Consider the following 25,355-nt stretch of genomic DNA (forward strand, 5'->3'; position numbering starts at 1 on the left):
TACTCCTGGAAGCGATTTCGACCTCTTGACAAGCCTCTATTTTTCCTTCTCCATTGTGAGAGCGGCTTCTTTCATCTTCTTGTTCAGGGAGACAATGTCCTTTGGAAATACCAGCGCAGCGGTCAGCAAAACCAGTCCGCATGGGAGCCAGAACAATGCAGAGACGTTCATTGCCACACCTAGAGATCCAACCGCGGTCGCAAGCGTCCCGGCAAAGAACTGCCCGAATCCAGTCCCGAGAGAATCGGTTAGGTTGAAGATGGAAAAGATTCTTCCCCTGTTTTCCGGGGCATTGACATTCATAAGCATGGTCTTCATGTTGGGTCCGGTCATAGAAGCGGAAGCGGCAGCAACCATCCCCAGCGCACCAAGCATTACGAAGCCGCCTGCTCCTTCAACGGGCGGGAAGTTCAGTGCCAGAAGAGCGACGAACGTCCCTATTATCGTCATTATTCCGCTGAAAAGAGGCATGTAGGACGGCTTCTTCTTGTAGAGCAGGCCGCCGATAAGTCCTCCAAAGAATATTCCGAGCACGTTCCCGACTCCAAAGAAGATGAATATCATAGTTGCCGATTCCTTCGACAGGTTCTTCGAGGTTTCGAAGAAGTTCACCAGATAGTATGGAATCGCACCCCAGGGAATCGTGCCGAGGATCCCCTGTATGAAGAGGATCAGATTGGTTTTCACTTTGAAGAGATTCTTGTAGTCCGAGAGTCTTACTTTTCCTATGTAGTTTACGCCCTTGTCTACGAGATCGCCCACGGCCACTTCGGCGGCTCCCCTCTTTGGCTCTTCCGCAAAAAGAAAGAATAGGAGAGCGAGAAGTATATTGGGCAGAGAGACAATTATGAACGGGATTCTCCAGCCGAGCGATGCACCGGTGAAGCCGGCTATAACCATGCCCACTATGGCTCCCAGAGAGATCGCGGTCGAAAGAAAGGAATTTACTTTGGCTCTCTGAGACTCTTTGAAGGCATCGCCGGCATAAGAGAAGACTACCGGAAAGAGGGCTCCGACTCCTATTCCCGTTAAGGCTCTGGCAACGAAAAGCTGGGGAAAGGTCTGCACGAAGGCGGAAAGAAAACAAGGAATCTCGCCCACCAGAACGCTTAAGAGAAGGAGGAGCTTTCGGTTGTACTTGTCGGCAAAGAAGCCCCAGAGAAGTGAAATCAAGGCCCCTACGATAGTGAATGAACCCTGAATCAGCCCGATGTCTGCCTTTGTTATCCCGAATTCGGCCTCGATTTCCCCCATGTTCGGAGACATGACCATCTGGTCCGCGTTTAGAAAGACCATCATGAAGAGCAAAAGAAAGAGAACGAAAGTCGCCTTTCCCTTTTTCATCTAAAACCCCCCGGTCTATTGAAGTTCGTCTCTTAGATTAGTGAACTCCTGTATTAAGGTATCCTTATCTCTCCACTTTTCCCGCACTTTGACGAACAGATCGAGGAAGATCTTCTGATCGAATATATACTCGAGATCCTTCCTTGCTTCAGTGCCGATAATCTTGATCATTGAACCGCCCTTGCCGAGAATTATCGGCTTCTGGCTGCTTCTCTCAACGATTACATCGGCCCTAATCTTCAGTATGTTAGCCTCGTCGCTGAACTCCTGAACAACGACTCCCACCGAGTGGGGAATTTCCTGTCTGGTGTTCTGCAGAACCTTCTCACGAATAACCTCCGACGCCATAAATCTAGATGAACGATCGGTTATGAGGTCTTCGGGGAATAGCATTTTTCCCTCTGGAAGAAAATCGAAGATGGTTTCCAGCAGTTCTTCAACACCGTCTCCCTTCTTGGCAGATATCAGGAAGGTGCGGCGAATGTCGTTGAAAAGCTCTTCGGCCTTTGCCTGGAAATCCTGAAGAAGCCTTTCATTTTTGTATTCATCAACCTTGTTGATGGCAAGAAAGACGGGAATTCGGCTTTGGTTGACGTGATTGGCAACGAGCCTGTCCGATTCGCGGAGCCCGTCAGTCGGGTCGACTATTACCAGCAGCAGGTCTGAACCGGCGAGCGACGAAGTCGCGACCTTGAGAATGTATTGCCCTAGCCTGTGAAGAGGCTTGTGAATCCCGGGGGTATCGTAGAAGACGATCTGCCCCTTCTTCGTTGTCAGTATTCCGCCTATGCGGTTTCTGGTGGTCTGCGGTTTGTCCGAGACGATAGCGATCTTCTCGCCGATGATGGTGTTTATCAATGTGGACTTTCCCACATTGGGCTTTCCCACTAACGCTACAGTCCCGGACTTCACTGACACTTCACACTCTCTCTTCTTCGAGAAGCAGCGAGAGGTCGCCTATTTTCAAGAAGAGCTGATCTACCGATTTGAGGAAGCCGAGTCTGTTGAGGCGGATATCTTCCTGTTCGGCCATAACAAAGACATCGTCGAAGTATCTGTCTATATGAGGCTTTAGCGATGTAAGCAGCTGGAGTGATTTCTCGAAATCGTCACGCTCGAGCGCTTCCATGACATCGTCGAAGCATTTCAAATAGTTGTTCAGTAAATCGCGTTCGGCCTGCTCGATGAACTTAGACCCGTCAAAACTGTTTCCCGAATGACCTCTGCTTATATTGTGGACCCTCTGATAAGCAATCAGAAGGTCATTGAAATCCTCGTTCTTCACGTATTCGGAGATAGCCTCTGCGGCTCTCACTCCAAGATAAGGAAATCTCCACCACATCTTCACCGATCGAGCAATATTCATGGAGAAACCTCTTTCGAGAAGAAAGGCTTCATACCTGCTGGAGAAGAAGTCTTTCAACGAATCTAGAGTCTCTTCGGAAGTCTTGTTTAGATTGTTCAAAGCCCTTTCCAGGAGCTCGAGAAGATCGAGCTTCCATCCAAGATGATGCATGGTCCTGAATATGAAAGAGGCTTTTCTTCTCAGAGCGTAAGGATCTTTCGATGCAGACGGGATGTTTCCTATGGCGAAGTTTCCTGCAAGCGTGTCTATCCTGTCTGAGACCCCCACTACCGCTCCAGTTAGCGTCGTGGGCACGAGGATGTCACGGTAGTGCTCTTCTATGCCAAGTGCGACACCGGACTTCTCTCCCGATGCTTCCGCATAGATTCTTCCCATGATGCCCTGAAGCTCGGGGAATTCCTGCACCACTCGGGTGATCTGGTCGGCCTTCGCCAGAAGAGCCGTTCTTTCGACCTCGAAGAGTTCATCGCTCTTGGCCTTCAGCCTCCTCGAGATCTCTGAGGAAAGCGCTGTAGTCCTTTCCGTTTTGTCCCTCAATGTGCCGAGACCTCGCTGGAACAAGATACCCTGGAGCCCGTCCACGTACTGCTCGAAAGGTCTCTCTTTGTCCTTCTCGAAGTAGAAGAAGGCATCTTCGAGCCTAGCGTTTATGACCTCTTCATACCCCAGTCTGATATTTCCCAGAGGGTCGGCCGGCCCGTCCTGAAAGGCAACGAAGTTGTTGGTCAGCTTACCTTCTTTGTACACTGGAAAAGTTCTCTGATGGTGCTTTATAGTTACGATTATTACTTCAGGCGGGAGTGAGAGGTACTTCTCCATGAAGTTTCCCAGAACTGCCGTTGGGTATTCTGTCAAAGAGACGACTTCGGCAAGCAGTTCTTGATCAACAGGAATCTGGCTATGAATATCCGATTCAATTCTTCTGATTTCGGAAAGTGTTCTTTCTTCTCTATCGCTCTCTCGAGCGATCACCAGAGCATCTCTCATATTCTGAAAGTAATTCTCAGGCGATACTTCAACTTCATCGAAGAAGAAACGGTGTCCCCTGGACTTATTCGACGATCTCTTTCCGAAGAGCTCCATATCGAGGATTTCTGTGTCAAGCATTGCTGTTATCCATTTGACCGGCCTCGCGAATCTGTAAGTGCCGTCCCCCCAGCGCATCGGCTTCTTGAACTCGAGAGACCTCAGAGATTCCGAGAAGATTTGAGGCAGCAGTTCTTCCGCCATCTTCCCGATTATTTCTCTCTGCACATAGACGTATCCGCCCTCTACGCTGACGTCTTCAAGCTGAGCGTTGCTTCCCCTGAGGAAACCCAGCAGAGCCCTGGTAGGTTCACCTTCTTTGTAGGCGATTTTCTCGGACGGACCCTTCTTCTTCTCCACAAAGTCTGATTGCTTCAGCTCAATGCCGTGAATTAGCACTCCGAATCTCCTGCTCGCCACGAAGACCTCGAGCTCTCCGTAGCCAAGACGGTTATTGTCAAGCGATCTCTCTATTCTCTCCTTAAGCTGAGTTTTTATACCCTGAACTTCACTTGAGGGAAGCTCCTCTATTCCAACTTCCAGTAGAGCTTTGTGATCACTCATCTGTATCGCGCTCCTTAGCTACGTACGCTTCGGCCACTGCCTTCGCCATCTCTCTAATCGATTTGATGTAGCTTTGACGCTGGGATACGCTTATGGCATTTCTGGCGTCGAGCAAATTGAAGGCGTGAGAACATTTGATCATGTAGTCGTATGAAGGTCTTACTAGACCATGCTCCATGCACAGGTCGAATTCCTCCCTGTAGAATCTGTAAAGTTCGAAGAGCCTTGAGGTGTCTGCAACGTCGAAATTGTAGGCGGAGAATTCCTTCTCGTTTTCGAGGAAGACATCGCCGTATTTGAACTCTTCATTCCAGTCTATATCGAATATATTGGCTTTCTTCTGAAGGTACATCGTAATTCTTTCGAGCCCGTAGGTGATCTCGAGCGAAACCAGGTCGACATCGATTCCGCCGACCTGCTGGAAATATGTGAACTGGCTGACCTCCATTCCATCGAGCCAGACTTCCCAGCCCACACCCCAGGCTCCCAGAGTCGGAGACTCCCAGTTGTCTTCCACGAATCGAATATCATGTTCCTTTGGGTTTATTCCCAGAGCTTCCAGAGAACCTAGGTATAGCTCCTGAGAGTTCTCCGGGTTGGGTTTGATTATCACCTGATACTGGAAGTATCTCTGAACTCTCATTGGGTTTTCGCCGTATCGACCGTCGGTCGGTCTCCTGCTGGGCTGAATGAAGGCAACTTTCCAGGGTTTCTTTCCTAGCGACCTGAGAAAAGTTGAAGGGTGGAATGTTCCGGCCCCCATTTCGAGGTCGTAAGGCTGGTCTATGATACACCCCTGCATAGACCAGTATGAGTTGAGTTTCTCTACTACGTCTTGTAAGTACATCGTTCCCTCCTGAGCTTCTTGTCTATTCAATGGAAATCAGGTAGTAATAATAGGGCTGTCCGCCGCTGTGAATTTCGAATTCGAAATCGGAGAAACTTCCCGAAAGAGATTCAAGCAGTTTTCCTGCGGCTTCCTCCGACACTTCCGATCCGTAGAATATCGTGACGACCTCTTTGTCGTCATCTTTTCCAAGAACGGTCTTAATCGAGTCGTGAACGAGCTTCTCGAGCTTTCTGCCCGAGGTTATCAAACCGTCTCTACCGATTGCTATATACTCGCCTTTCCTTATCTTCTTTCCCTTCATGCTGGAATCGCGAACGGCGTATGTAATCGAGATCGGAGAAACTGCTTCAGCCGCTTCTTCCATTTCTCTTATTAGAGACTCGCTATCCATCTCGTCGTTATACACGGTCATCGCAGCTATCCCTTCCTGAACCGTGCGCGTAGGGATTATGTAAACTTCTTTTCCGGGATTGTCGTCGTGAATTGCGTTCGCCGCCTCTTTGGCAGTCAAAATTATGTTCGGGTTGTTGGGAAGGACAATCACTTTGTCAGCGGCAATTCTGCTGATTGCTTCGTAAAGGTCTTTTAGACTTGGATTCATCGTCTGACCGCCCTTAACGGCGTAGTCTACGCCAAGACTCTTCAGAACATCGGCAAGACCGTCTCCCGGTGAAACCACTATCACTCCGTGGTGCTTTTCCTTTCCGAACATCTCAGGTCCTCTCGACTGAATATCTACTATGTGCTCATGCTGGACCTTCATGTTGTCTATCTTCACCTTCTGAAGGAATCCTACACCGAGGAACTTCTCAATAACATCTCCAGGGTGGTCTGTGTGGACGTGAATCTTTATGATCTCATCCTGATGGACCATGACAATAGAATCTCCCATCTCTTCCAGGTATGCTTTCAGCAGTTCAGAGGTCTCTTCCTGGCTGTCAGACTCATCGAGTTTCACTATCAATTCGGTGCAGTATGTGAACTTGAGCTCTTCACGTACGATCTCAACTATACGCTCCGTTGAAGATCCCATCGCCTGCGGCATCTGCTGAAGCGGTCCTTCAAGCTCTATATCGCCTTTAGTAGCCAGCAGGAAGCCTTCAAATATGTACGCCAGACCCTTTGCGCCGGAATCGACCACTCCGGCCTCTTTCAGTTTCGGTAAGAGGGTTGGGGTCTTCTCAACCGTATCGAAAGCGACTTCTACGAGCTTCTCGAAGTACTCGTCAAAGTCCTCTATGCCTCCGAATTCTTCGTTGGCAGTATCTGCGGAGACCTTCATGACGGTCAACATTGTTCCCTCGACCGGTTTCATTACGGATCTATAAGCGATTTCTCTAGCTTTTGTCAGACCCTCTGTAAAGGCCTTGGTGTTGACGAATTTTCTGTTTCCTATCCCCTCGGCGAATCCTCTAAATATCTGAGAGAGGATTACACCGGAGTTTCCCCTGGCGCCCATTAACATTCCAGTCTTTACCGATTCCAGAACGCTCACCAAGTCATCTTTCTTCAATCTGTCGAGATATTCGCACGCCTCTATCATGGCGGCCGCCATATTCGATCCAGTATCTCCGTCTGGAACGGGAAAGACATTAAGCGCGTTGATCTCATCTTTATTTGCAAGAAGTCGTTCAGCGGCTTTCCGGAAGGCTGCGACAAAAAACTTGCCGTTGATACGTTTCATCTGCTTAGCCTCCCATCAATCCTGCAAGCCGACAACGTGAATATTCACCTTGATATTGGTCGCTTCAGTAAGCTCCTTCAACTTGTGAAATACGTTTTCCTGGATGTTCTCAACGACGGTGGGGATTCTAACGCCGTACTCGAGAATCAGATCGATATCAATCTCAAGCGTGCCGTCGATCTCCTCGGTTACTTTGATTCCCTTTCTAGAATCCTCTCCCGTGCCGAAAAGCTTTGTCAGAAAGCCCGTTTGGGGCGATCCGACGTTCACCGGCCCGTAAGACTCAGACACAACCTTTTTGACTATCGAAGATATCGCCTGAAGAGAAATATCGATCTTACCGAATTCTGTAGTTACTTGCATTCTTTTCACCTCTCAGTTTAGAGATTCTATTCTCTATTCCCCTGGCATCCAACCCCAGCTCATTCAATACCTCTTCCCTCGTGCCGTGAGAAGAAAAACGGTCCTCAATTGCAATAATATCGATTCTACCATTGTAGTTCTGCCTTGAAGCCTCAAGCGCCACATTGGAGCCGAAGCCTCCGCTCTTTATTCCCTCTTCAACCGTCACTATCGTGTCGTAATCGGCGAAGATCTTTCCCAGAGCCGCTTTGTCCAGCGGTTTTATTGATCTGCAGTTAAAAAGAGCGCATCCGTTCAAGAGAGCGGCCTCCCTGCTTCTGGAAACCATCGATCCCGTTGCAAGGATGGCAGTTTCCTTTCCGTCGATCACCTTTTCCCACTTGAACGGGTCCATCTTCCTCATGTTCGAGACAATCTCTTCGATGTTCTGGAGCTCCGTCTCTCTCGGATATCTTATCGCAGTGGGATGGTCCATCCACTTCTCGGTGAAGAGAGTGAAGATCATATTCGCCAGTTCCTTCAGGCTCGAAGGAGCGAGAATCTGCATATTTGGAATCATCGAAAGGAACGATATGTCGAAGATTCCATTGTGGGTCGCGCCGTCCTGACCTACTATGCCTGCCCTGTCTATCGCGAAGAGAACCGGAAGATCCTGGAGGGCAACGTCGTGGATCAGCTGATCCAGCGCTCTCTGCAGGAAGGTCGAGTACACAGCGAAGACGGGTTTCGTCCCGGCCGCAGCCATTCCGGACGCAAAGGTAGTGCAGAGCTGCTCGGTTATTCCAAGATCGAAGAACCTTGCGGTATGTTTCGCGGCAAACCCTGCCAGGCCCGTTCCGTCGGGCATCGCTGCCGTAATAGCGGAAATTGATGGGTCTTTCTTTGCCAGTTCCGTCAGAACATTTCCGAAGACTTCACTGTAAGTAAGTTCCCCATTTCGGGAGATCTTCTCGCCGTTTTCAGGGTCGATTCTGCTTACGCTGTGAAATCTAGTGGGATTGCTTTCGGCGTATTCGAGGCCCTTCCCCTTCTTAGTGACTATATGGACAAAGAAAGGTTCCGGCAACTGCTTTACGGCCGAAAAAACGGCCTCCAGCTCCTGAAAATCGTGGCCCTTCACAGGACCCACGTAGTTCAACCCCATGTCTTCGAAAATATTGCCGCCGAGAATCGAGGCTTTCAATCCGCTCTTTATCTTCGAAAGGAACTGCTCGAGGCTTCCGAGCCTCATCGTCTCAAGGGCGTTTTTCAAGTCGCCTTTCATTTCTCTGTAGACGGGGTTCAGCCTTAATTCGGCAAGAGAAGAAGAGAGGCTTCCCACGTTTTTTCCGATGCTCATACCGTTGTCGTTTACTACCACTTTTATCTTGGAGCCGATGTCCTTCATCTGATTAAGAGCTTCAAGAGCCAGACCGGAAGTCAGGGCTCCGTCACCTGCAACAACCACAATGTTCTTTGCGTGGCGGAATATGTTTTCTGCCTGCTCTATGCCCATTGCGGCAGGAAGTGCCGTTCCAACGTGTCCGGCCCCAAAGAAGTCGTAAGGGCTCTCCTTTCTGTTCAGGAAGCCGCTGATCCCGCCCTTCTTCCTGAGAGATCCGAAGGAACCGAACCGACCTGTGAGCAGTTTGTGAGTGTAAGCCTGATGCCCGGTATCCCAGATGATTATGTCTTCGTCGGGGTCGAATACCCGGTAGAGAGCTATCGTCAGCTCGACGGTCCCCAGGTTCGAAGCGAGATGGCCCGTGTTCGAGGACACGACTCTCGTTATGGTATCTCTTATCTCACCGGCCAGAACCTCCAGCTGGGTATAAGAGTAGTCTTTTAATCGTCTGAAGAGTGGCTGTTCGTTCATCAATTACGACTCCATTCTTTCGATAGATCTATAATAGTGTCTGAAAAGGAGCGCCGTAGTCACACTGCCGACTCCCCCGGGTACGGGTGTAATCGCAGCCGCTATCTGGCTTACCTCGTCAAAGTCTACATCGCCCACGAGCTTCCCATCCACAAAGTTAATTCCAACATCTATCACAACTGCGCCGGGCCTGATCATCTCGCGCTCGATAAACCCGGCAATTCCAACGGCACTGACTACTATATCGGCGTTGAATGTCTTCTCGGAGATGTCTCTACTCCTCGAATGGCAGACTGTCACGGTTCCGTCCACACCTTTCTTCAGTAAGAGCAGTGCGAGAGGCTTCCCGACCGTATTTGATCTGCCGACAATGGTTATGTCTCTCCCCTTCACTTCGATCCCGTAATAGTCAAGAATCTCCATGACGGCTTCGGCAGTCGGGGGAGCGAAGAACTCCTCATCGTTGATTATTCCGCCGAGATTCGATACGGTTCGGCCCTCAAGATCCTTTCCGGGATCGAGCGCAGCCAGCACGGCCTTTTCGTTGGCGGTCTTCAGCGGATGCATCACCATTATTCCCGCAACGCTCTTGTCTTTGTTCAGTTCAGAGATCTCCTCGACGGGATTGCTGCCACTATCTCTCACTATCACTTCAATGCCGAGTTTCTCCCCCTGCTTCCTTATCGATTTCATATAGGTCTTGTTGGACGGGTCCGGTTCGTCGCAGAAGAGAACTAGTGAAGGAAGCTCTCCAGTTCTATTGCCGATCTTCTCCTTTATTTCTGCATATATGCTCTTTGAAACGATCTTTCCATCAAGTATCATATGCACCACCTCAAAAGAGCCCGCTTATCTTTCCGTCCGCGTCCACATCTATCTGCTTGGCGTTGGGATCCCTGCCCAGTCCCGGCATCAGCATTATCTTTCCGGCGACAACAACTATAAACCCGGCGCCGGCAGAGAGATTTAGATCTCTCACCTTGAAAGTGTAACCCTGCGGAGCCCCCAGTTTCTTGTCGTCGTCGGAGATGGAATACTGAGTCTTGGCAACGATTATCGGTAGACGATCGACTCCCTGCTTCTTGAAGAGCCTTAACTTGCTTTTTGCCGCCGGCTCAAGATCGACTCTACCGGCTCTATATATCTCTTTCGCCAGCTTGTCCAGCTTTTCCTCGAAGGAGAGATCCATCGGAATCAATGGCTTGTAATCGCTCGGACCGTCGACAAGCTCGACAAGCTTCCTGGCGAGGTCTACTCCCCCGGCGCCGCCTTCGGCCCAAACACTCGACCGCTCGTAAGGTATCGAGTTGGACTTGCAGAGGCCGTCGAATTTCTCTCTTTCCTTCTCAGTGTCTGTCGGGAATTCATTAAGGGCAACTATTACTGGAATACCGTACTTGTGAATGTTTTCGAAGTGAACCTTCAAGTTTTCAAAGCCCTTTTCAAGTGCCGACAAATCTTCTTCCAGAATGTCCTTCTTTGAAGCTCCCCCGTTCAACTTCAGGGCTCTGATCGAGGCGACCAGAACAACTGCGCTTGGGTTCAAGCCTCCGACAGGGCAGACGAAGTCGAGGAATTTCTCTGCTCCCAGGTCTGCCCCGAAGCCCGCCTCGGTTATCACATAATCGGAAAGCTTCAGAGCCATTTTTGTCGCAGTCAGGGTGTTTGTTCCATGTGCTATGTTCGCAAAAGGTCCTCCATGAACAAAGGCAGGAGTTCCTTCAATAGTCTGGACTAGATTCGGGTCGAGAACATCTTTCAGAAGCGTGGCCATCGCCCCCTGAACGTTCAAATCCTTGACGGTTATGAAGTCGCCATCGTAGCTTCTACCAACGATTATTCTGGCCAGCCGTTCCTTTAGATCGACCAGGTTCTTCGAAAGACAGATGATCGCCATAATTTCGGAGGCGGCAGTTATGACGAAGGAGTCCTCCCTCGGATAACCGTTCGCCGACCCTCCAAGGCCTACGATTATCTGTCTGAGAGCCCTGTCATTCATATCCATGGTTCTCGGCCAGTATAATTGCGCCGGATCGATTCTCAGTTCGTTGTCGAAATTAATGTGCGCATCGATAACTGCAGAAAGAAGATTGTGTGCCAGCGAGATCGCGTGAAAATCGCCAGTAAAGTGAAGGTTAATCTCTTCCATCGGAAGCACCTGAGAGTAACCGCCGCCGGCGGCTCCCCCCTTGATTCCCATGATCGGGCCGACAGACGGCTCCCTAAGAGTAACAAAGGATTTCTTCCCTATCTTGTTCAGGGCCATCGCCAGACCGACAGAAGTGGTCGTCTTCCCTTCGCCCGCGCTTGTGGGGCTTATAGCTGTCACAAGAACCAGTTTTCCGTCTGATTTGTCCTGCAGCTCATTAAGATACTGGTGTGAGATCTTTGCAATGTGCTTTCCATATCTTCTAATATGTTTGTCAGGGATAGAGACGGATGAGGCGATTTCGTCTATTTCTTTCAATTCTGCTTTCTGTGCTATCTCCAGATCAGTCAGCATGAAAAACCTCCTATAGATGCTTTTTCTCTGTTGATGCGCACTCTCGAGCGATTTTGTCGAGAACGCCATTTACGAATTTGCCGCCCTGTTCCGAACCATACTTCTTTGCGATGTCTATTGATTCGTTCAGTGTAACTTCGATCGGTATGTCCGGCTCATAGATTATCTCGTATGCTCCAAGCCTCAGGACGTTCTTGTCGGTTGAGGCAAGTCTCTCGAAAGTCCAGTTGGTGAGGTGTTTTCTTATTATCTCGTCTATCTCATCGCGATTCTTCAAAATGGTGTCGAAATACTTTCGTGTTCTCAATTTCATCTCCATCTCCATCGAAAAGAAGCTGAGCTCCTGTTCGAGATAATCCGATGAAGACTCCAAATCCTCATTGAAGTCGAATTGATAGATCGCGCTGAAAACAATTTCTCTCATCTTTCGTCTGCTATTGTTTGGACCTGCCTTCACCTCTTCAAACCTCTTTCTCTCTGTCTTCGTCTTCAGTCTCTTCGACCGTTTCCTCGGACTTACTTTCTTGAAGCTCGGGCTTCACTTCGGAGTTCTCAAACTCCTCTTCCTCTTCAAACATTGCAGGTTTCTGAGCCTCTTCATACACGTCTTCAATCGTTATGGAAACGTCTTCAACCTTTATCCCGCTGAAGCTCTCCACGTCGTTCTTCAATTTCTCCTGCATCTTCCTGGCATGAGAGGGTATCGAGACGCCGTACTTAATCTTCGTATTCACGGTTATCTTCACTGTCTTGGTTCCATCGACCTTCTCATCGAGATCGATATCTACGGTCGACTTGGCCTCTTTCCGCGCTTTTGCTTCCTTAGGATCGAATTTCAAGAATTCTATGTAGGAGTGAATAGCGATATCCCGGATTACAGCCTCCGAGATCTCGATTCTGCCGAGATCAGTCTCTTCAAAATCCATAATTCTCCCTCCTTTCTCCCTATGCTCTCTCGATATATTCGCCTGTTCTTGTGTCCACACGAATCCGCTCTCCATTCTCTACGAAGAATGGAACCGTTACCTTCAAACCTGTTTCAAGAACGGCAGGCTTGCCGCTTCCCGAAACCGTATCGCCCTTATATGCCGGCGCCGTATCGGTTACCTCAAGGACCACGGTGTTAGGAAGAACTACCCCAATAGGCCTCTCTTCGTGGAACTGAAGGTCGACTTCTTCGTTCTCCTTTATGTAGTCCAGAGCATCTCCCATCTCGTCTACTCCAATTGTATACTGCTCGTACGTCTCGAGGTCCATGAAATGGAAGAGCTCATCCTCAGAGTAAAGATACTGGACATGCCTGAATGAAAGCGCCGCTTCTTCTACCTTTTCGCTTGCCTGAAACGTGAACTGCCTTACAAGGCCGGTCTTCAAGTTCTTCATCCTCGTCCTTATTATGCCGTCCCCTCTTCCCATCGAATGCTTGTTTGCCTCGATAACAATGTAGATCTCACCTTCAATCATAAGGGGGTTTCCCTTTCTGATTTTTCCAACTTCTATCATCTAGAAGCCACCTCCGGATCGCTAAAGAATCTTCAACTCTCTATCTAGATTAGTTAGAACCTCAATTCCATTTTCACAAAAATAACAATCGTCTTCTATTCTAACCCCAAATTTACCGGGAAGATAGATACCCGGCTCAATTGTGATGACCGCTCCTGCGGGGATCGGATCGCTGTTCTTCGGAGACAGACCGGGACCGTCGTGAGTATCCATTCCCAGACTATGGCCAAGGCCGTGACCAAAGAATTCGCCGTAGCCCGCCTCTCCAATTATACTTGCTGCCACTTCGTGCAGGCTGCTTCCGATAACCCCTGCCTTTGCAGCTTTCTTTGCTTCAGTCTGCGCTTTGAGAACTGTTTCGTACACTTTCACCATCTCTTCTGTGGGATCGCCAATACAGTATGTCCTGGTTATGTCGGAATTGTAGCCGTTCACCCTCGCTCCGTAGTCTATCAGGAGGAAATCGCCTTCTTGCAGTTTCCTTTCAGACGGTCTGCCGTGGACGATCGCGCTTCTCGGCCCGCTGCCGACTATCGTTTCGAAGGCGAGGTTGCCACCTCGTTTTCTTATTTCGTATTCGAGCGCTGCACAAATCTCTTCTTCAGACCTGCCCGGCTTCACGAAATTAAGAGTCTCTGTGAGCGCATCTTCTGCAATCTTTACGGCGAGTTTGATCCTTTCCACTTCTCCCGGCGTTTTGACCATCCGCATATCTTTGAGAAGACCGTCGGCGGGTTTCAATTCAACTCCAAGCTGAGAAAAGACCCTGTTGTAAAACCCCAAACTGATCGTTTCTTCTTCAAATCCTACCCGAGTTGCTCCGTCTCTGACCAAAGTCGTCTTAATTATATCCTTGAGTTCGTCGCCGTTCCTGTAAGGAATGAGTTTGAACTTCGTCTCCATCTCGGCCTGTGTGAAGTATCTCGAATCAGTCACAATGTACTCGTCCTTTGGGGTTACGATCAGAACTGAGAAGGAGCCCGAAAAGCCAGACAGATACCAGGAGCTGGAGCGGTTGCTTGCCTCCATGTTATAGAGTACAAACCCCTCAAGATTGCATTCTTTCAGCTTCTCTCTAAATCTTTCGATTCTCGACATACCCGCCTCCGGAATTCAGAATGATATTTGATACATCAGAATAGAGTGATCTGATTTCTGTTCATCTTTCCCTTTTTCGATTGCCTGATCTCCTTTAGATCGTCTGCGGTCAGAACCCTGACTGCCTTGTCGAGGGCAGACTGCTTGGAAATCACCTTCAGGATTTCCTTTGCTCTCGAGAGTACGGTCTCGGGAACACCGGCAAGCTTCGCCACCTCTATTCCATGCGAGCTATTCGCTACCCCGTCGATCACTTTGTGGAGAAAGACGATCCCGCTATCGGTCTCGATTATTCTTACAGTCTTGTTCTTTATGCCCGGGTACATATTGGAAAGTTCGGTCAGCTCGGTGAAATGAGTAGCAAATATCGTGTGGCAGCCGACTGCTTCGTATATGAATTCCGAAACGGCCCAAGCGATGGAAATTCCGTCAAAGGTACTGGTTCCCCTACCCACTTCATCTAGAATAACTAGACTGTCTTCGGTTGCCTTCGAGAGGATAGTCGCCGTCTCCATCATCTCCACCAGAAACGTCGATTTGCCGCTAGCCAGTTCATCTCTGGCACCGATTCTCGTGAAGACCCTGTCGTGGATCGAAAGGAGTGCTTCATCTGCAGGCACAAAAGAACCGACCTGGGCCATGATCGAGAGCAAGGCGACCTGTCGAATGAAAGTCGACTTCCCGCTCATATTTGGCCCGGTCACTATGAAAAAGTTCTCACTTCTGCTAAGAGATACGTCGTTCGGAGTGAAATCCGAAACGAATCTCTCCACTATCGGATGTCTGGAATTCGAGATCTTAACCTTTCCGTCGTTCGAAAACCGGGGCCGGGAGTAGTTGTTCTTTCTCGCCACTGCTGCAAGCGACTGAAGAGAATCGATCTCCGAAAGGACCTTTGAAACAGCCTTAAGTCTCTGTAGAGAGTTCAGGAGCCGCGAGCAAACATCCAGGAAGAGTGCCCTTTCCAGTATCTGAATCTTGTCGTTTGCGCTCAGAATTTTGTCTTCGAATTCTTTGAGTTCCTCCGTGATATATCGTTCCGAGTTGACTAGGGTCTGCTTTCTAGTGTAGTTCTGGGGCACCTTGTCCGTCTGACTCTTCGGGACTTCCAGGAAGTAGCCGAAGACTTTGTTGAACTTCACCTTCAAAGAACTTATCCCGGTAGACTTCTTTTCGGCTGCTTCGATCGCCTTCATCTTCTCGACGGAGTGCTCGAGAAGGTCGCGAAGAGAATCCAGCTCATGATCGAACCCTTCCCTTATGACCTTTCCGTCGCCAACTGCGGCAGACGGCTCATCCATGATACTGCGCTGAAGAAGAGCGAGTTCTTCGGGAAAAAGCTCCAGCCGATCGTTCAACCTTTCGAAGGACGCTTCAGTTGAAATCAGCTCTTTGATCAGAGGAAGTGCCGCCAGAGAGGTTCTTAACGATTGGAGATCTCTGGGGGTAGTCTTGTCCGTTGAAAGCCGCGTTGTGATCCTTTCGATATCGAATACATTTTCAAAATACTCTCTCAGCTCATCGAGGAGGTGACGGTCAGAATAGAAAGTCTGAACCGCATCGAGCCTCTCCTCTATCTTCTCTCTGTCGGTCAGGGGCGAGAGTAGCCACTGCCTCAGCCGTCTTCTTCCCATTCCAGTAATCGTTTCGTCGAGGATTTCGAATAGAGAGCCCTTTCTCTCAAGACGAAAGAGATTGAGGTTTTCAATTGTAGAGGCGTCAAGCTGCATCGAATCGGATTTTCTGATAACTCTCGGAAGGGAAAGATGTTTCATCGGACCGAAATTGATCGTTTCCAAATACTTGAACAGAGCTCCGAGAACTTCAATCTCTTTGTTATTCAGCTCAAGATGATCTATGGAGGCAATCGAATAGAACTCCTTCACGTAGTTGATGCCCGATGAAAGAGCAAAATGCCAGTCTTCAACTATTTCAATCATCGCGAAAGTGATCTCGGAAATCTCCCGCTTCAGTGCCTTCAAGCTCTCCCGCAGAAGTATCTGTGAGGGTCCAGTTGCTGCGATGAAGTCTTTCATCGATTCGAGGTCATCGGCGGCAGAAAGGGCCACTTCGCCCGTTGAAACATCTGCCGTGGCCATTATGAAGAGTTCGTCCGCTTCTCCCACGGCGATGATGTAATTGTTCTCGGATTCAGGAAGCAACTCGTCTTCAACGATCGTTCCCGGAGTGACAACTCTTGTGACCTCTCGTTTCACAAGGCCCTTTGCGAATGCCGGATCTTCCGTCTGTTCGCAGATTGCAACTTTGTAACCTGCAGTCACCAGCTTTTTGAGATAGCCGTTTATCGAGTGGTAAGGTACGCCGGCCATCGGGACTCCGTTTCTCGAAGTGAGCACTATCTGCAGCTCTTTAGAAACCAGCTTCGCGTCGTCGAGGAAGGTCTCGTAGAAATCTCCCAACCTGAAGAGAACCAGGCAGTCCTTGTAGCTGTTCTTGACTTCAAGGTACTGTTTCATCATCGGTGTCATTTCGGCCACGTCATTCACTCCGGATACATCAAAAGCCGGCGCTCAGCGCCGGCCACTTATGCTTCTCTTTTATTCCTTGCCTTTTTCTTTTGGCTTCTGTTCGATGACTTTATCTATCATCCCGTATTCGACTGCTTCAACAGAGCTCATAAAGAAGTCTCTGTCTGCGTCCTTTTCTATCTTCTTTATTGACTGACCAGTATGCTTGGCAAGGATCTTGTTCAGTTCGTCCCTGAGATAGAGAATCTCCTTGGCCCTGATTTCGATATCCTTGGCCACTCCCTCTGCTCCACCGAAGGGCTGATGAATCATTACCCTGGAGTTCGGAAGAGCAAACCTCTTTCCCTTTGTTCCGCCGGCAAGGAGTATCGCGCCCATAGAGGCGGCCATGCCTATGCAGATTGTAGAGATGTCGGGCTTTATGTACTGCATTGTGTCATAAATCGCCAGACCGGAAGTGATCGAGCCACCCGGGCTGTTGATATATAGGTTTATATCCTTCTCCGGGTCCTGGGACTCGAGAAAGAGCAGCTGTGCGACCACGATATTAGAGACTTCATCGTCGATTGGCCAGCCGAGAAAGACTATTCTTTCGGAAAGCAGTTTGGTGTAAATATCAAAAATCCTTTCTCCCCTTCCTCTGTCTTCCACTACGTAAGGGACGAAAGGTGCCATGTTTATGTCCATAAGACCTCCTAATTCGTGAAGAGTTTTTCTATGATTTTCTTTGGCGGAAGAAAGGAGAAAATTATATGACCGCTGTCCGTTATCAGTATGGCCTTAGTCCTCTTTCCGAAAGTAAGGTTCACGATCTTTCCGGTCTCCATACCGAGCTGTTTGAGCCTTCGAACGGCCGAGCTTTCAATAGGAAGAACGGCCAGAATCCTATCCCTTACCACAAAGGACTCAAAACCAACGTTGACAACGCGATCCACTTCTACTTTCCCCCTTCCAATAACAATGTTATTATAACATAATGGAGATACGGCGGAGGTGTTCCAATGCTAGCTAACGATCAGGAAAGCCTCGTTGATACGGGGCGGATTTACGTCAAGGCGGGAGATGGAGGTAACGGCTCTGTCTCCTTCAGGAGAGAGAAGTACATACCGTTCGGAGGCCCGGATGGTGGAGATGGCGGCAGAGGAGGTCACGTCTTTCTCAGATCGACCAATTCAATAAACACGCTCTATGAATTCAAGCACAAGAGAAGATTCATCGCCCAAAGCGGGGAGAGCGGCCACGGTTCAAACATGGCCGGAAAGAAGGGAAAGGATCTGGTCATAAGAGTGCCCGTTGGGACGATTGCATATGACGCAGAGAGTGGAGAGATCATTGCAGACCTCTGTAATCCCGGTCAAATCGTCGCTATTGCCAGAGGCGGAAAGGGAGGAAGAGGCAACGCGAGGTTCGTTTCTTCAACGAATCAGGCGCCCAAGGCCGCAGAAAATGGCGAACCCGGCGAGGAACTCTTCGTTCGACTTGAGCTGAAGATTCTAGCCGATGTCGCACTGGTCGGGTTTCCAAACGTCGGAAAATCGACGCTCATATCCGTTATATCTAATGCGAGACCGAAGATAGCAAATTATCACTTCACTACTCTCTCGCCCAATCTCGGAGTTGTTATGGCCAATTACGAGCAGGGATATATAGTGGCCGATGTGCCCGGGTTAATCAAAGGAGCACATGAGGGTATTGGACTGGGGCATAAATTCTTGAGGCACATCGAACGGTGTAAAACAATCGTTCATCTTCTGGACATCTCAGAGAGCGAGGAAAGAGATTTCATTCAGGATTACAGAGATATACGTTACGAACTGGAATTCTACAAGCAAGAGCTTGCAGATAAGCCCGAGATTATTGTCGCGAACAAGTGCGATCTCATTACAGAAGAAGAGAGGCGGAAGAGGCTTCAACTATTCAAAGAAAGCACCGGCAAAGAGATAATTCCTATTTCGGCGGCGACTCACGAGGGAGTTCAGCCTCTGAAAGAGGCGATCTGGAAGTATATCGAAAGAGATCCCTCGTACTTCTCATACATGAAGGCCGATGAGGAGAGCCCTCTGCCTCAAGTCGAACCCGTCGTCCTAACGGCACCCTACCCCGAGGATTTCAGAGTGGAGAAGGACTCTTCCGGAAGGTATGTGGTTCTGGGACCGGCAGTCGATTTCTACGTGAGAAAGATCAGGGCCTTCAAGTACAGAGACCGTTTCATAATGGATAAGCTGGAGAAGGGCGGTCTTTCTTCGAAGCTTAGAAACGCCGGCATAATGGAAGGAGATACTGTAGTAATAGATGACAGAGAGTATGTGTTCAAAGACTAGAATCGGAATCTTTGGCGGTTCCTTCGATCCCGTACATACGGGCCATCTTGTCGTAGCAATACGGGCGATCGAACAGCTGGAACTGGACAGACTTTACGTTATTCCTGCGTACATGCCCCCTCACAAGGTCTCCAGTACGACCTCTCCATTTGAGATCAGAATGAGATGGCTCGAAACGGTTTTCGAAGGAATCGATGAAGCTTACGTGTCGGACTATGAAAGGGAAAGAGGGGGGATCTCCTATTCTCTCTTCACGGTTAGGCACTTCTCGAAACTTCACAGTTGCAGACCCTTTCTAATCGTTGGCGAAGACAGCTTCGTCTCCCTCGACACCTGGTTTGAATACGAGGCTCTTCTCGAAGAAGCGACGATCGCGGTCTACCCAAGAAGTATCACAGAGAGAGACCATTCCTTCGACGGGCAGGTAATCTGGCTTGACGCGCCTCGATTCGACATATCTTCGACTGAAATTCGCAAGAGAATTAAGGAAGGGAAATCGGTTGTCGGGCTGGTCCCGGATTCAATACTCGACGAGGTCCAGTCTTTCTATGAATAAGCAGATCGGGCTGTCGCCGATGGCCGGTTACACGGACGTGACAATGAGGGAGCTTTCCGTCGAATGGGGGGCCGACTTCGTTTTCAGCGAAATGATCAGCGCCGAGGGCGCGTTGAGATCTTCGGGAAAGACCGATGAACTTGTCCCGTCAACTCCGACCAGGATTCAGCTTTTCGGTTCGAACGTATCGAGGATGGCCAAAGCCGCGGCGAAACTCTCGAATGTGGCAACCTGGATTGACATAAACGCCGGATGCCCCGTAAGAAAAGTGACTCGAAAAGGCGCCGGAAGCGCCTTGCTGAAGACCCCGGAAAAGATCGCGGAAATGATCATCGCTTTGAAGAATACCGTAGAAGTGCCTGTCTCAGTGAAGATAAGACTGGGCTTCGACTGCATCGAGAGTGAAGAGATTATCTATCCGATTATGAAGGCAAGGCCGGAAGCGGTTTTCGTGCACGGCAGGACAGTCGCACAAGCATATTCGGGCTCTGCAAACTGGGAGGAGATCGACAGGATATCTCTTTTGCTTCACGGGGAAGGCATACTCTCTTACGGTTCGGGAGACATGTTCACTCCGGAGGCGATCGTGAACGCGTTAAGAAGTTACTCTGTCGATGGCGTGGTAGTCGCCAGGGGCGCCATCGGCAACCCCTGGATCTTCAGACAGAGTAAGGATCTTATACGGAAGGGCTTTTACGATGACCCTGATCTATCTGAGAGACTCGGTCATTTTTCGGCGCATCTGGAGTTGCTCGGAAAGAGAGTAGGCGAAGAGCAGGCAATTAGAGAGCTTCGAAAGTCCTTCGCCGGATACACTAGAAATGTTCGCAACGGCGCCAGGCTCAGAACGGAATACATGAAGTGCAGTTCAATGGAAGATGTACGAGATTTTCTCACAGTCTACGGAACCGTTAACAGCAGTATAAGATAATTCTGGCCTTTCCAGCACTTCCATTTGCTCATAGCCGCCTCAGAACCAACTTCAAAAAGTCAGAAAGCTATTCTAGACTGGTGATATACGAATATTGTGTCAAGGAGGAATACCTTTGGAATCTGATACTATGGTCGCAATAGTTAAAGAGAAGCCTGGAATTGGATTTTCCTTGAAAAGAGTGCCGGTGCCGAACGAGCTCGGTCCCCATGACGTGCTGGTCAAAGTCAAACGAGCTTCGATTTGCGGGACGGATGTCCATATTTACAATTGGGACAAGTGGTCTCAGGAGAGAATTCGACCGCCTCAGATAGGCGGTCATGAGTTCACCGGAGAGGTCGTTAAGACCGGAAAGGAAGTTACGTCGGTTTCGATTGGAGACTCGGTGGTTTCCGAGACCCACATACCGTGTCAGAAATGCCTTCAGTGCAGGACCGGCAAGATGCACATATGCAAGAACATGCAGATTCTCGGTGTGCACAGGGACGGAGTCTTCGCAGAATATGTGAGGGTCCCCGAGGTTGTCTTATGGAAGGTAGATCCTTCGATCCTTCCGGAATATGCTTCGATAATGGAGCCCTTCGGCAATGCCGTTCATACAGCGCTAGTGACTGATCTCACCGGAAAGAATGTCCTGATTACTGGGGCCGGACCTATCGGAGTGATGGCGGTAGCGGTGGCGAAGGTTGCAGGGGCGGCGCAAGTAATCGTCTCTGAGATCAAAGAGTTCAGAAAGGATCTGGCGAGAAAGATGGGAGCCGATATAGTGATCGATCCGTCAGAAGAGGATCTTCCTTCCAGAGTGAGAGCCCTTACCGAAGACAACGGAGCCGATGTGCTTCTCGAGATGTCGGGAAACTCTACGGCCTTCATTCAGGGTCTTCAGAGTCTTACTAACGGGGCCGTCGTTTCTCTTCTCGGAGTCTTTCCCGGTGAGTTATTATTTGATGTAAACGGGCTGTTCACTTTCAAGGGTCTGACTATGTACGGTATTACGGGGAGAAAGATGTTCGAGACCTGGCAGGTCGCGACTCAGCTGCTTAAGAACAGTAGAATCGACCTTTCGCCTGTCGTCACTCACATTCTTACCGCAGATAGATTCGAAGAGGGTTTTGATGTCATGATGAGAGGTATTTCCGGAAAGGTAATCCTTGAATTCTGAATTGACTTGTCGGAGGTGTTTGGATGTTTGATTTTGATGTTCTTAAACGGGAAATGGAGGAGCTTGAGGAGAAGGGTCTGCTCGTCAAGATAAGGACACTTGAATCGCCTCAGGGTGCCTGGCTGAACATCGAGGGGAAGAAAGTTCTTAACATGTGCTCAAACAATTACCTTGGACTGTGTTTCGACGAAGAGCTCAAGGAGGCGGCGATCGACGGCATAAGAAAGTGGGGAGTTGGACCCGGAGCCGTTAGGTCGATCGCGGGAACACTCGAATTGCACAACGAGCTCGAAAGGGAACTGGCAAAGTTCAAGAGGGTCGAATCTACGCTGGTTGTCCAGTCGGGCTTCAATGCAAACCAGTCGGTAATTGCGCCGATCGTTACTGAAGAGGACGCTATTCTCTCCGATGAACTGAACCACGCAAGCATAATTGACGGAGTCAGGCTGACGAAAGCCATGAGATATGTCTGGAAGCATAAGGATGTGAACGACCTGGAGACTCAGCTGAGAAAGGCCGAGTCCGACGGGGCCAGGAGAAAGCTGGTAATAACGGACGGCGTTTTTTCGATGGATGGAGATCTTGCTCCGCTTCCCGAGATTGTCGAAAAGACGAACAAATACGGAGCGATTCTGATGGTGGACGACGCTCACGGCGAAGGTGTTCTCGGAAGCCATGGAAGGGGCATAGTCGACCACTTCGGATTGCATGGAAGCGTAGATATCGAGGTCGGGACTCTTTCGAAGGCCTTTGGAATAGTGGGAGGCTTTGTCGCCGGCAAGAAGACACTGATCGATTATCTGAAGCAGAAGGCGCGTCCATTCCTCTTCAGTTCATCACTGTCTCCGGCCGAAACCGCAGCCGCCATCGCGGCCGTGAGGAAGCTTTCTTCATCTGACGAACTGGTCAAGACGCTGTGGAGCAACGCGGGCTATTTCAAGGATCAGCTCAAGGCGCTCGGTTTCGATACGGGACATACTGAGACTCCGATAACTCCTGTTATGCTTTACGACGCGAAGCTTTCCTCGACATTCTCAAAAAGACTCTTTGAAGAGTCCATATTTGCAAGTTCGATCGGCTTCCCAACCGTTCCCAAGGGAAAGGCAAGAATAAGAGTCATGATAAGCGCTTCCCACTCGAGGAAGGATCTGGACTTTGCAGTCTCCAAGTTCGAACTGATCGGGAAGGAACTTGGCGTCATAAAGTAAAAACACGGCTTTAACTTCAGTTGAATATAATCTTTGTTGTTGCAGCGGCAATGGCCGCTGCTTTTCGTGGAGGTGAAACGCTTGTTTGTTTCGTTGCTGATGCTGGCCGCTGGATTTGCTTTGCTCATAAAGGGTGCCGATTATCTGATCGAGGGATCTGTCGCAATAGCCAAGAATCTGGGAATCTCCGAACTGCTCATTGGCCTCACGATAGTTGCTCTGGGCACGTCGGCGCCGGAACTCGCAGTGAGTATCCAGGCGGCGATCAAAGGTTCAGACATCGCTCTGGGAAATGTTCTGGGGTCTAACATCGCGAATATTGGTTTGATTCTCGGTGCGACCGCCTTGCTCACTCCGCTGGGAGTTAACAAGACCACCATGAGTTACGAAATACCTTTCGTTATTCTGATCACCGTCGCCAGTGGAGCGTTGATACTGGGAAACGGCAACGGTCTGAACAGGAGTGACGGCATAGTCCTGATTACTTTTTTCTTGATCTTCATGATGTACGTGTTCACAATGGCTAAGAGGGACAGGAATATTTCGGACATCGTCGAGGTAGAAGGAAAGCGAGATATCGAGATTCTCGAAAAGAGTCCTGCGCTCGCCTGGGTAGCCACTATCGGAGGAACCGTAGCCGTCATTCTCGGAGGAAATTTCGTGGTCGACGGAGGTTCTTCGATTGCACGGATATTCGGAGTGAGCGATATGCTGATTGGTACAACTATTGTGGCGATCGGAACTTCTCTTCCGGAGTTAGTGACCACAATTTCGGCAGGAAGGAAAAACCGCAGCGATCTTGCCATAGGGAACGTGGTAGGGTCTAACATCTTCAATCTGCTCCTGGTTCTAGGGATTTCGGCCACCATCTCGCCTATCACGGCACAGAGATCGCTTGCCGGGGAAATCATCTTTGCATCGCTTCTCGCGATAGTCCTGCCCTTGCTTCTCTTTAGAAAGAAGGAGCTGGACAGGCCAAGGGGCGCTCTACTCCTGATAATCTACACTGCATTCCTCGTTTCAACAATAGTCAGCGGTTAGAGATTCTGGAGCAAATTGAATTAAGGTCATTTGATGTAAGTGAATTACTGTATAGATGTCTTTTTGCAGACTGGCGGATGTTGAGAAGAGAGACTTCCTGAATGCCTGCATTTGATCTAGAGAAGATAGTGAAACTCGAGGCGGACCTCGCGTCTTTCAATATCTTCGTTTGAATAACAGGAGTATCGAAACCGGCCAATTCGAAACCGTATTTCAGGTAGAAGGAGATGGCCGGATAGTTGCAGCTTTGAGTCTCGAGAACCAGGCGTCTCATGCCAGAAGTGATTGCGTAGTCTCTTGCTGCATCCATCAATTTCCTTCCGACTCCCATTCGTCGGCACTCCTCCCAGACCAGAATGTCCCAGATGCGAAGCGAATTGTTCCACTCTCTTTCGAAGAGAATTAGGCCCAGTTCCTTGCAGCCGTCGAAGGCTCCGTACGCTATCGGATGCTCTTTGAAAGGATCGAGGAGATTGTAGGATTCCTCTTTCACGAATGGGGCCGGGAATTCCTTCAATAGGAGATCAACCGTCCATCGGTCTGAATCGTTTTCGATAACGAGATCGTAGTATCTCTCGCTGGAATAGCTATATCTTACGGTCCTTCTGGAAAGCGATTCGGGATCAAGCGCGATTGTCTCCAATTTTTCCTCCTATCATGAGTCTCCTTCGTAAAGGCGAAAGGCGCGAATTCGAATTCTGTTGCAGTCGAGTCGGATCAGTAAGGGAAGACCTTGCGCCCGTCTTCGGGCAAAGGAGGATCCACGACACTGACTCCTGCAATTTTCGCGAAATTCTTTATAAGCTGCCAGCCTGGCGGATTCCGCAGAAAGCCGCCCTGTGTCTCCGGGTGAAATTGAACACCGTATATCTCCTTCTCTTTGTGCTTCATCATCTGGATAGGAGTGACATTTCCTCTTGCGAAGAGTTCAAATTGATCTGGAATGGAGGCTACTGCATAGGCATGGTTCTCCCATACGAGAAGGCCGTTGTCGAAGCCTTCAAGGATCTTATCGTCTTTCAGAAGAGTCATCTCGTGCCAGCGGCGTTCATCGCTGTAGTAGAGAACCGAGCCGAAAACCCTGGAGATTATCTGGTGTCCGAGGCAAATACCCAGTATCGGGACCTCGCCTCTGAGGATTATCTCTCCGCCCTGGTAAACGTTGTCGTTCCAGTCAATATAGTTCCGCATAGAATCGCCGCCGGCAATAATAACGCCTGCGTATTCTTTTTCATTTTCGGGAAGCTCATCGTTGAATATCTTGAAGATCCTGTACCTGATACCCTGTTCCGCAAGAGAACGCTCTATCGGTGATAGCTTGGCTTCATATGCCGGGTCGTTCAGAAAGAGGGCAACGACGCCTCTATTATCGTACGAAGCAGTAAGCATAGTTGGAAAGAAACATGCAAACACAACCAGTGCAAACAAACGTATTATTGACAGAACAGTCTTTTCCTCCATTGACTCTTGACACCTCTCACAGCGAATGAT

The 25,355-nt window shown here is 49.4% G+C and carries 24 protein-coding genes; 6 read left to right on the forward strand and 18 right to left on the reverse strand.

What is annotated here, in order from left to right:
- Nucleotides 1-36: 36 nt before the first annotated feature.
- The 16 genes from Y697_RS04030 to Y697_RS04105 form a co-directional block, all read right to left on the reverse strand.
- On the reverse strand, nucleotides 37-1,344 hold the full coding sequence (locus Y697_RS04030) for an MFS transporter (RefSeq protein ID WP_121550422.1): 1,308 nt from the start codon (nucleotides 1,342-1,344) through the stop codon (nucleotides 37-39).
- Nucleotides 1,345-1,359: 15 nt separating this feature from the next.
- Nucleotides 1,360-2,256 carry a GTPase Era gene (era, locus tag Y697_RS04035; protein WP_183083710.1) on the reverse strand — a complete coding sequence of 299 codons (897 nt, stop codon included), beginning with the start codon at nucleotides 2,254-2,256 and terminating at the stop codon, nucleotides 1,360-1,362.
- A gap of 7 nt (nucleotides 2,257-2,263) precedes the next feature.
- The gene (glyS, locus tag Y697_RS04040; protein ID WP_014730627.1) at nucleotides 2,264-4,300 is read right to left on the reverse strand and encodes a glycine--tRNA ligase subunit beta; all 2,037 of its coding nucleotides are present in this window, start codon (nucleotides 4,298-4,300) and stop codon (nucleotides 2,264-2,266) included.
- Nucleotides 4,293-5,147 (reverse strand): glycine--tRNA ligase subunit alpha, encoded by an 855-nt coding sequence (locus Y697_RS04045; RefSeq protein WP_014730628.1) that lies wholly within the window; start codon nucleotides 5,145-5,147, stop codon nucleotides 4,293-4,295. Before Y697_RS04045 ends, glyS begins: the two co-directional genes overlap by 8 nt.
- A 22-nt stretch (nucleotides 5,148-5,169) precedes the next feature.
- Nucleotides 5,170-6,834, reverse strand: a complete 1,665-nt coding sequence (locus Y697_RS04050) for a DAK2 domain-containing protein (RefSeq protein WP_121550424.1) — start codon at nucleotides 6,832-6,834, stop codon at nucleotides 5,170-5,172.
- Nucleotides 6,835-6,849: 15 nt separating this feature from the next.
- On the reverse strand, nucleotides 6,850-7,197 hold the full coding sequence (locus Y697_RS04055; protein ID WP_014730630.1) for an Asp23/Gls24 family envelope stress response protein: 348 nt from the start codon (nucleotides 7,195-7,197) through the stop codon (nucleotides 6,850-6,852).
- On the reverse strand, nucleotides 7,172-9,052 hold the full coding sequence (gene dxs / locus Y697_RS04060) for a 1-deoxy-D-xylulose-5-phosphate synthase (protein ID WP_121550425.1): 1,881 nt from the start codon (nucleotides 9,050-9,052) through the stop codon (nucleotides 7,172-7,174). The genes Y697_RS04055 and dxs overlap by 26 nt, the downstream gene beginning before the upstream one ends.
- Nucleotides 9,053-9,055: 3 nt before the next feature.
- The gene (locus Y697_RS04065; protein WP_121550426.1) at nucleotides 9,056-9,877 is read right to left on the reverse strand and encodes a bifunctional 5,10-methylenetetrahydrofolate dehydrogenase/5,10-methenyltetrahydrofolate cyclohydrolase; all 822 of its coding nucleotides are present in this window, start codon (nucleotides 9,875-9,877) and stop codon (nucleotides 9,056-9,058) included.
- A gap of 10 nt (nucleotides 9,878-9,887) precedes the next feature.
- A complete protein-coding gene (locus Y697_RS04070; protein WP_121550427.1) occupies nucleotides 9,888-11,555 on the reverse strand; it encodes a formate--tetrahydrofolate ligase in 1,668 nt (555 codons plus the stop codon).
- Between the two features lie 10 nt (nucleotides 11,556-11,565).
- The gene (nusB, locus tag Y697_RS04075; RefSeq protein WP_121550428.1) at nucleotides 11,566-12,012 is read right to left on the reverse strand and encodes a transcription antitermination factor NusB; all 447 of its coding nucleotides are present in this window, start codon (nucleotides 12,010-12,012) and stop codon (nucleotides 11,566-11,568) included.
- A gap of 4 nt (nucleotides 12,013-12,016) precedes the next feature.
- Nucleotides 12,017-12,481 (reverse strand): Asp23/Gls24 family envelope stress response protein, encoded by a 465-nt coding sequence (locus Y697_RS04080; protein WP_014730635.1) that lies wholly within the window; start codon nucleotides 12,479-12,481, stop codon nucleotides 12,017-12,019.
- 19 nt (nucleotides 12,482-12,500) lie between these two features.
- On the reverse strand, nucleotides 12,501-13,058 hold the full coding sequence (gene efp, locus Y697_RS04085) for an elongation factor P (protein WP_121550429.1): 558 nt from the start codon (nucleotides 13,056-13,058) through the stop codon (nucleotides 12,501-12,503).
- A gap of 21 nt (nucleotides 13,059-13,079) precedes the next feature.
- Nucleotides 13,080-14,156, reverse strand: coding sequence for a Xaa-Pro peptidase family protein (locus tag Y697_RS04090; RefSeq protein ID WP_121550430.1), 1,077 nt, complete (start codon nucleotides 14,154-14,156; stop codon nucleotides 13,080-13,082).
- A 35-nt stretch (nucleotides 14,157-14,191) separates the two neighbouring features.
- The gene (mutS, locus tag Y697_RS04095; protein WP_121550586.1) at nucleotides 14,192-16,645 is read right to left on the reverse strand and encodes a DNA mismatch repair protein MutS; all 2,454 of its coding nucleotides are present in this window, start codon (nucleotides 16,643-16,645) and stop codon (nucleotides 14,192-14,194) included.
- A gap of 69 nt (nucleotides 16,646-16,714) precedes the next feature.
- Entirely contained in the window at nucleotides 16,715-17,332 is a 618-nt protein-coding gene (gene clpP, locus Y697_RS04100) for an ATP-dependent Clp endopeptidase proteolytic subunit ClpP (RefSeq protein WP_121550431.1), read from the reverse strand.
- A gap of 8 nt (nucleotides 17,333-17,340) precedes the next feature.
- Nucleotides 17,341-17,580: a DUF370 domain-containing protein gene (locus Y697_RS04105; RefSeq protein WP_121550432.1), complete on the reverse strand. Its 240-nt coding sequence runs from the start codon at nucleotides 17,578-17,580 to the stop codon at nucleotides 17,341-17,343.
- 66 nt (nucleotides 17,581-17,646) lie between these two features.
- Here Y697_RS04105 and obgE point away from each other — a divergent pair, with 66 nt between their 5' ends.
- The 6 genes from obgE to Y697_RS04135 all read left to right on the forward strand — a co-directional run bounded on the left by obgE (nucleotide 17,647) and on the right by Y697_RS04135 (nucleotide 23,864).
- Nucleotides 17,647-18,966, forward strand: coding sequence for a GTPase ObgE (gene obgE / locus Y697_RS04110; RefSeq protein ID WP_121550433.1), 1,320 nt, complete (start codon nucleotides 17,647-17,649; stop codon nucleotides 18,964-18,966).
- On the forward strand, nucleotides 18,950-19,522 hold the full coding sequence (nadD, locus tag Y697_RS04115) for a nicotinate (nicotinamide) nucleotide adenylyltransferase (RefSeq protein ID WP_183083712.1): 573 nt from the start codon (nucleotides 18,950-18,952) through the stop codon (nucleotides 19,520-19,522). Before obgE ends, nadD begins: the two co-directional genes overlap by 17 nt.
- Nucleotides 19,515-20,453: a tRNA-dihydrouridine synthase gene (locus Y697_RS04120; protein WP_121550435.1), complete on the forward strand. Its 939-nt coding sequence runs from the start codon at nucleotides 19,515-19,517 to the stop codon at nucleotides 20,451-20,453. Before nadD ends, Y697_RS04120 begins: the two co-directional genes overlap by 8 nt.
- 130 nt (nucleotides 20,454-20,583) lie before the next feature.
- On the forward strand, nucleotides 20,584-21,615 hold the full coding sequence (gene tdh / locus Y697_RS04125) for an L-threonine 3-dehydrogenase (RefSeq protein ID WP_183083713.1): 1,032 nt from the start codon (nucleotides 20,584-20,586) through the stop codon (nucleotides 21,613-21,615).
- 23 nt (nucleotides 21,616-21,638) lie between these two features.
- Nucleotides 21,639-22,823 carry a glycine C-acetyltransferase gene (locus Y697_RS04130; protein WP_121550437.1) on the forward strand — a complete coding sequence of 395 codons (1,185 nt, stop codon included), beginning with the start codon at nucleotides 21,639-21,641 and terminating at the stop codon, nucleotides 22,821-22,823.
- Nucleotides 22,824-22,895: 72 nt separating this feature from the next.
- Nucleotides 22,896-23,864 carry a calcium/sodium antiporter gene (locus tag Y697_RS04135; protein ID WP_259459847.1) on the forward strand — a complete coding sequence of 323 codons (969 nt, stop codon included), beginning with the start codon at nucleotides 22,896-22,898 and terminating at the stop codon, nucleotides 23,862-23,864.
- Here the strand turns inward: Y697_RS04135 and Y697_RS04140 are convergent.
- Both Y697_RS04140 and Y697_RS04145 read right to left on the reverse strand, forming a co-directional pair.
- Nucleotides 23,854-24,507, reverse strand: coding sequence for an N-acetyltransferase (locus tag Y697_RS04140; RefSeq protein ID WP_259462303.1), 654 nt, complete (start codon nucleotides 24,505-24,507; stop codon nucleotides 23,854-23,856). The genes Y697_RS04135 and Y697_RS04140 overlap by 11 nt on opposite strands.
- 74 nt (nucleotides 24,508-24,581) lie before the next feature.
- Complete coding sequence (locus Y697_RS04145; protein ID WP_121550438.1) at nucleotides 24,582-25,325, reverse strand: type 1 glutamine amidotransferase; 744 nt, start codon at nucleotides 25,323-25,325, stop codon at nucleotides 24,582-24,584.
- Nucleotides 25,326-25,355 lie beyond the last annotated feature (30 nt).

The organism is Mesotoga sp. BH458_6_3_2_1 (assembly GCF_003664995.1).
Taxonomy (GTDB): domain Bacteria; phylum Thermotogota; class Thermotogae; order Petrotogales; family Kosmotogaceae; genus Mesotoga.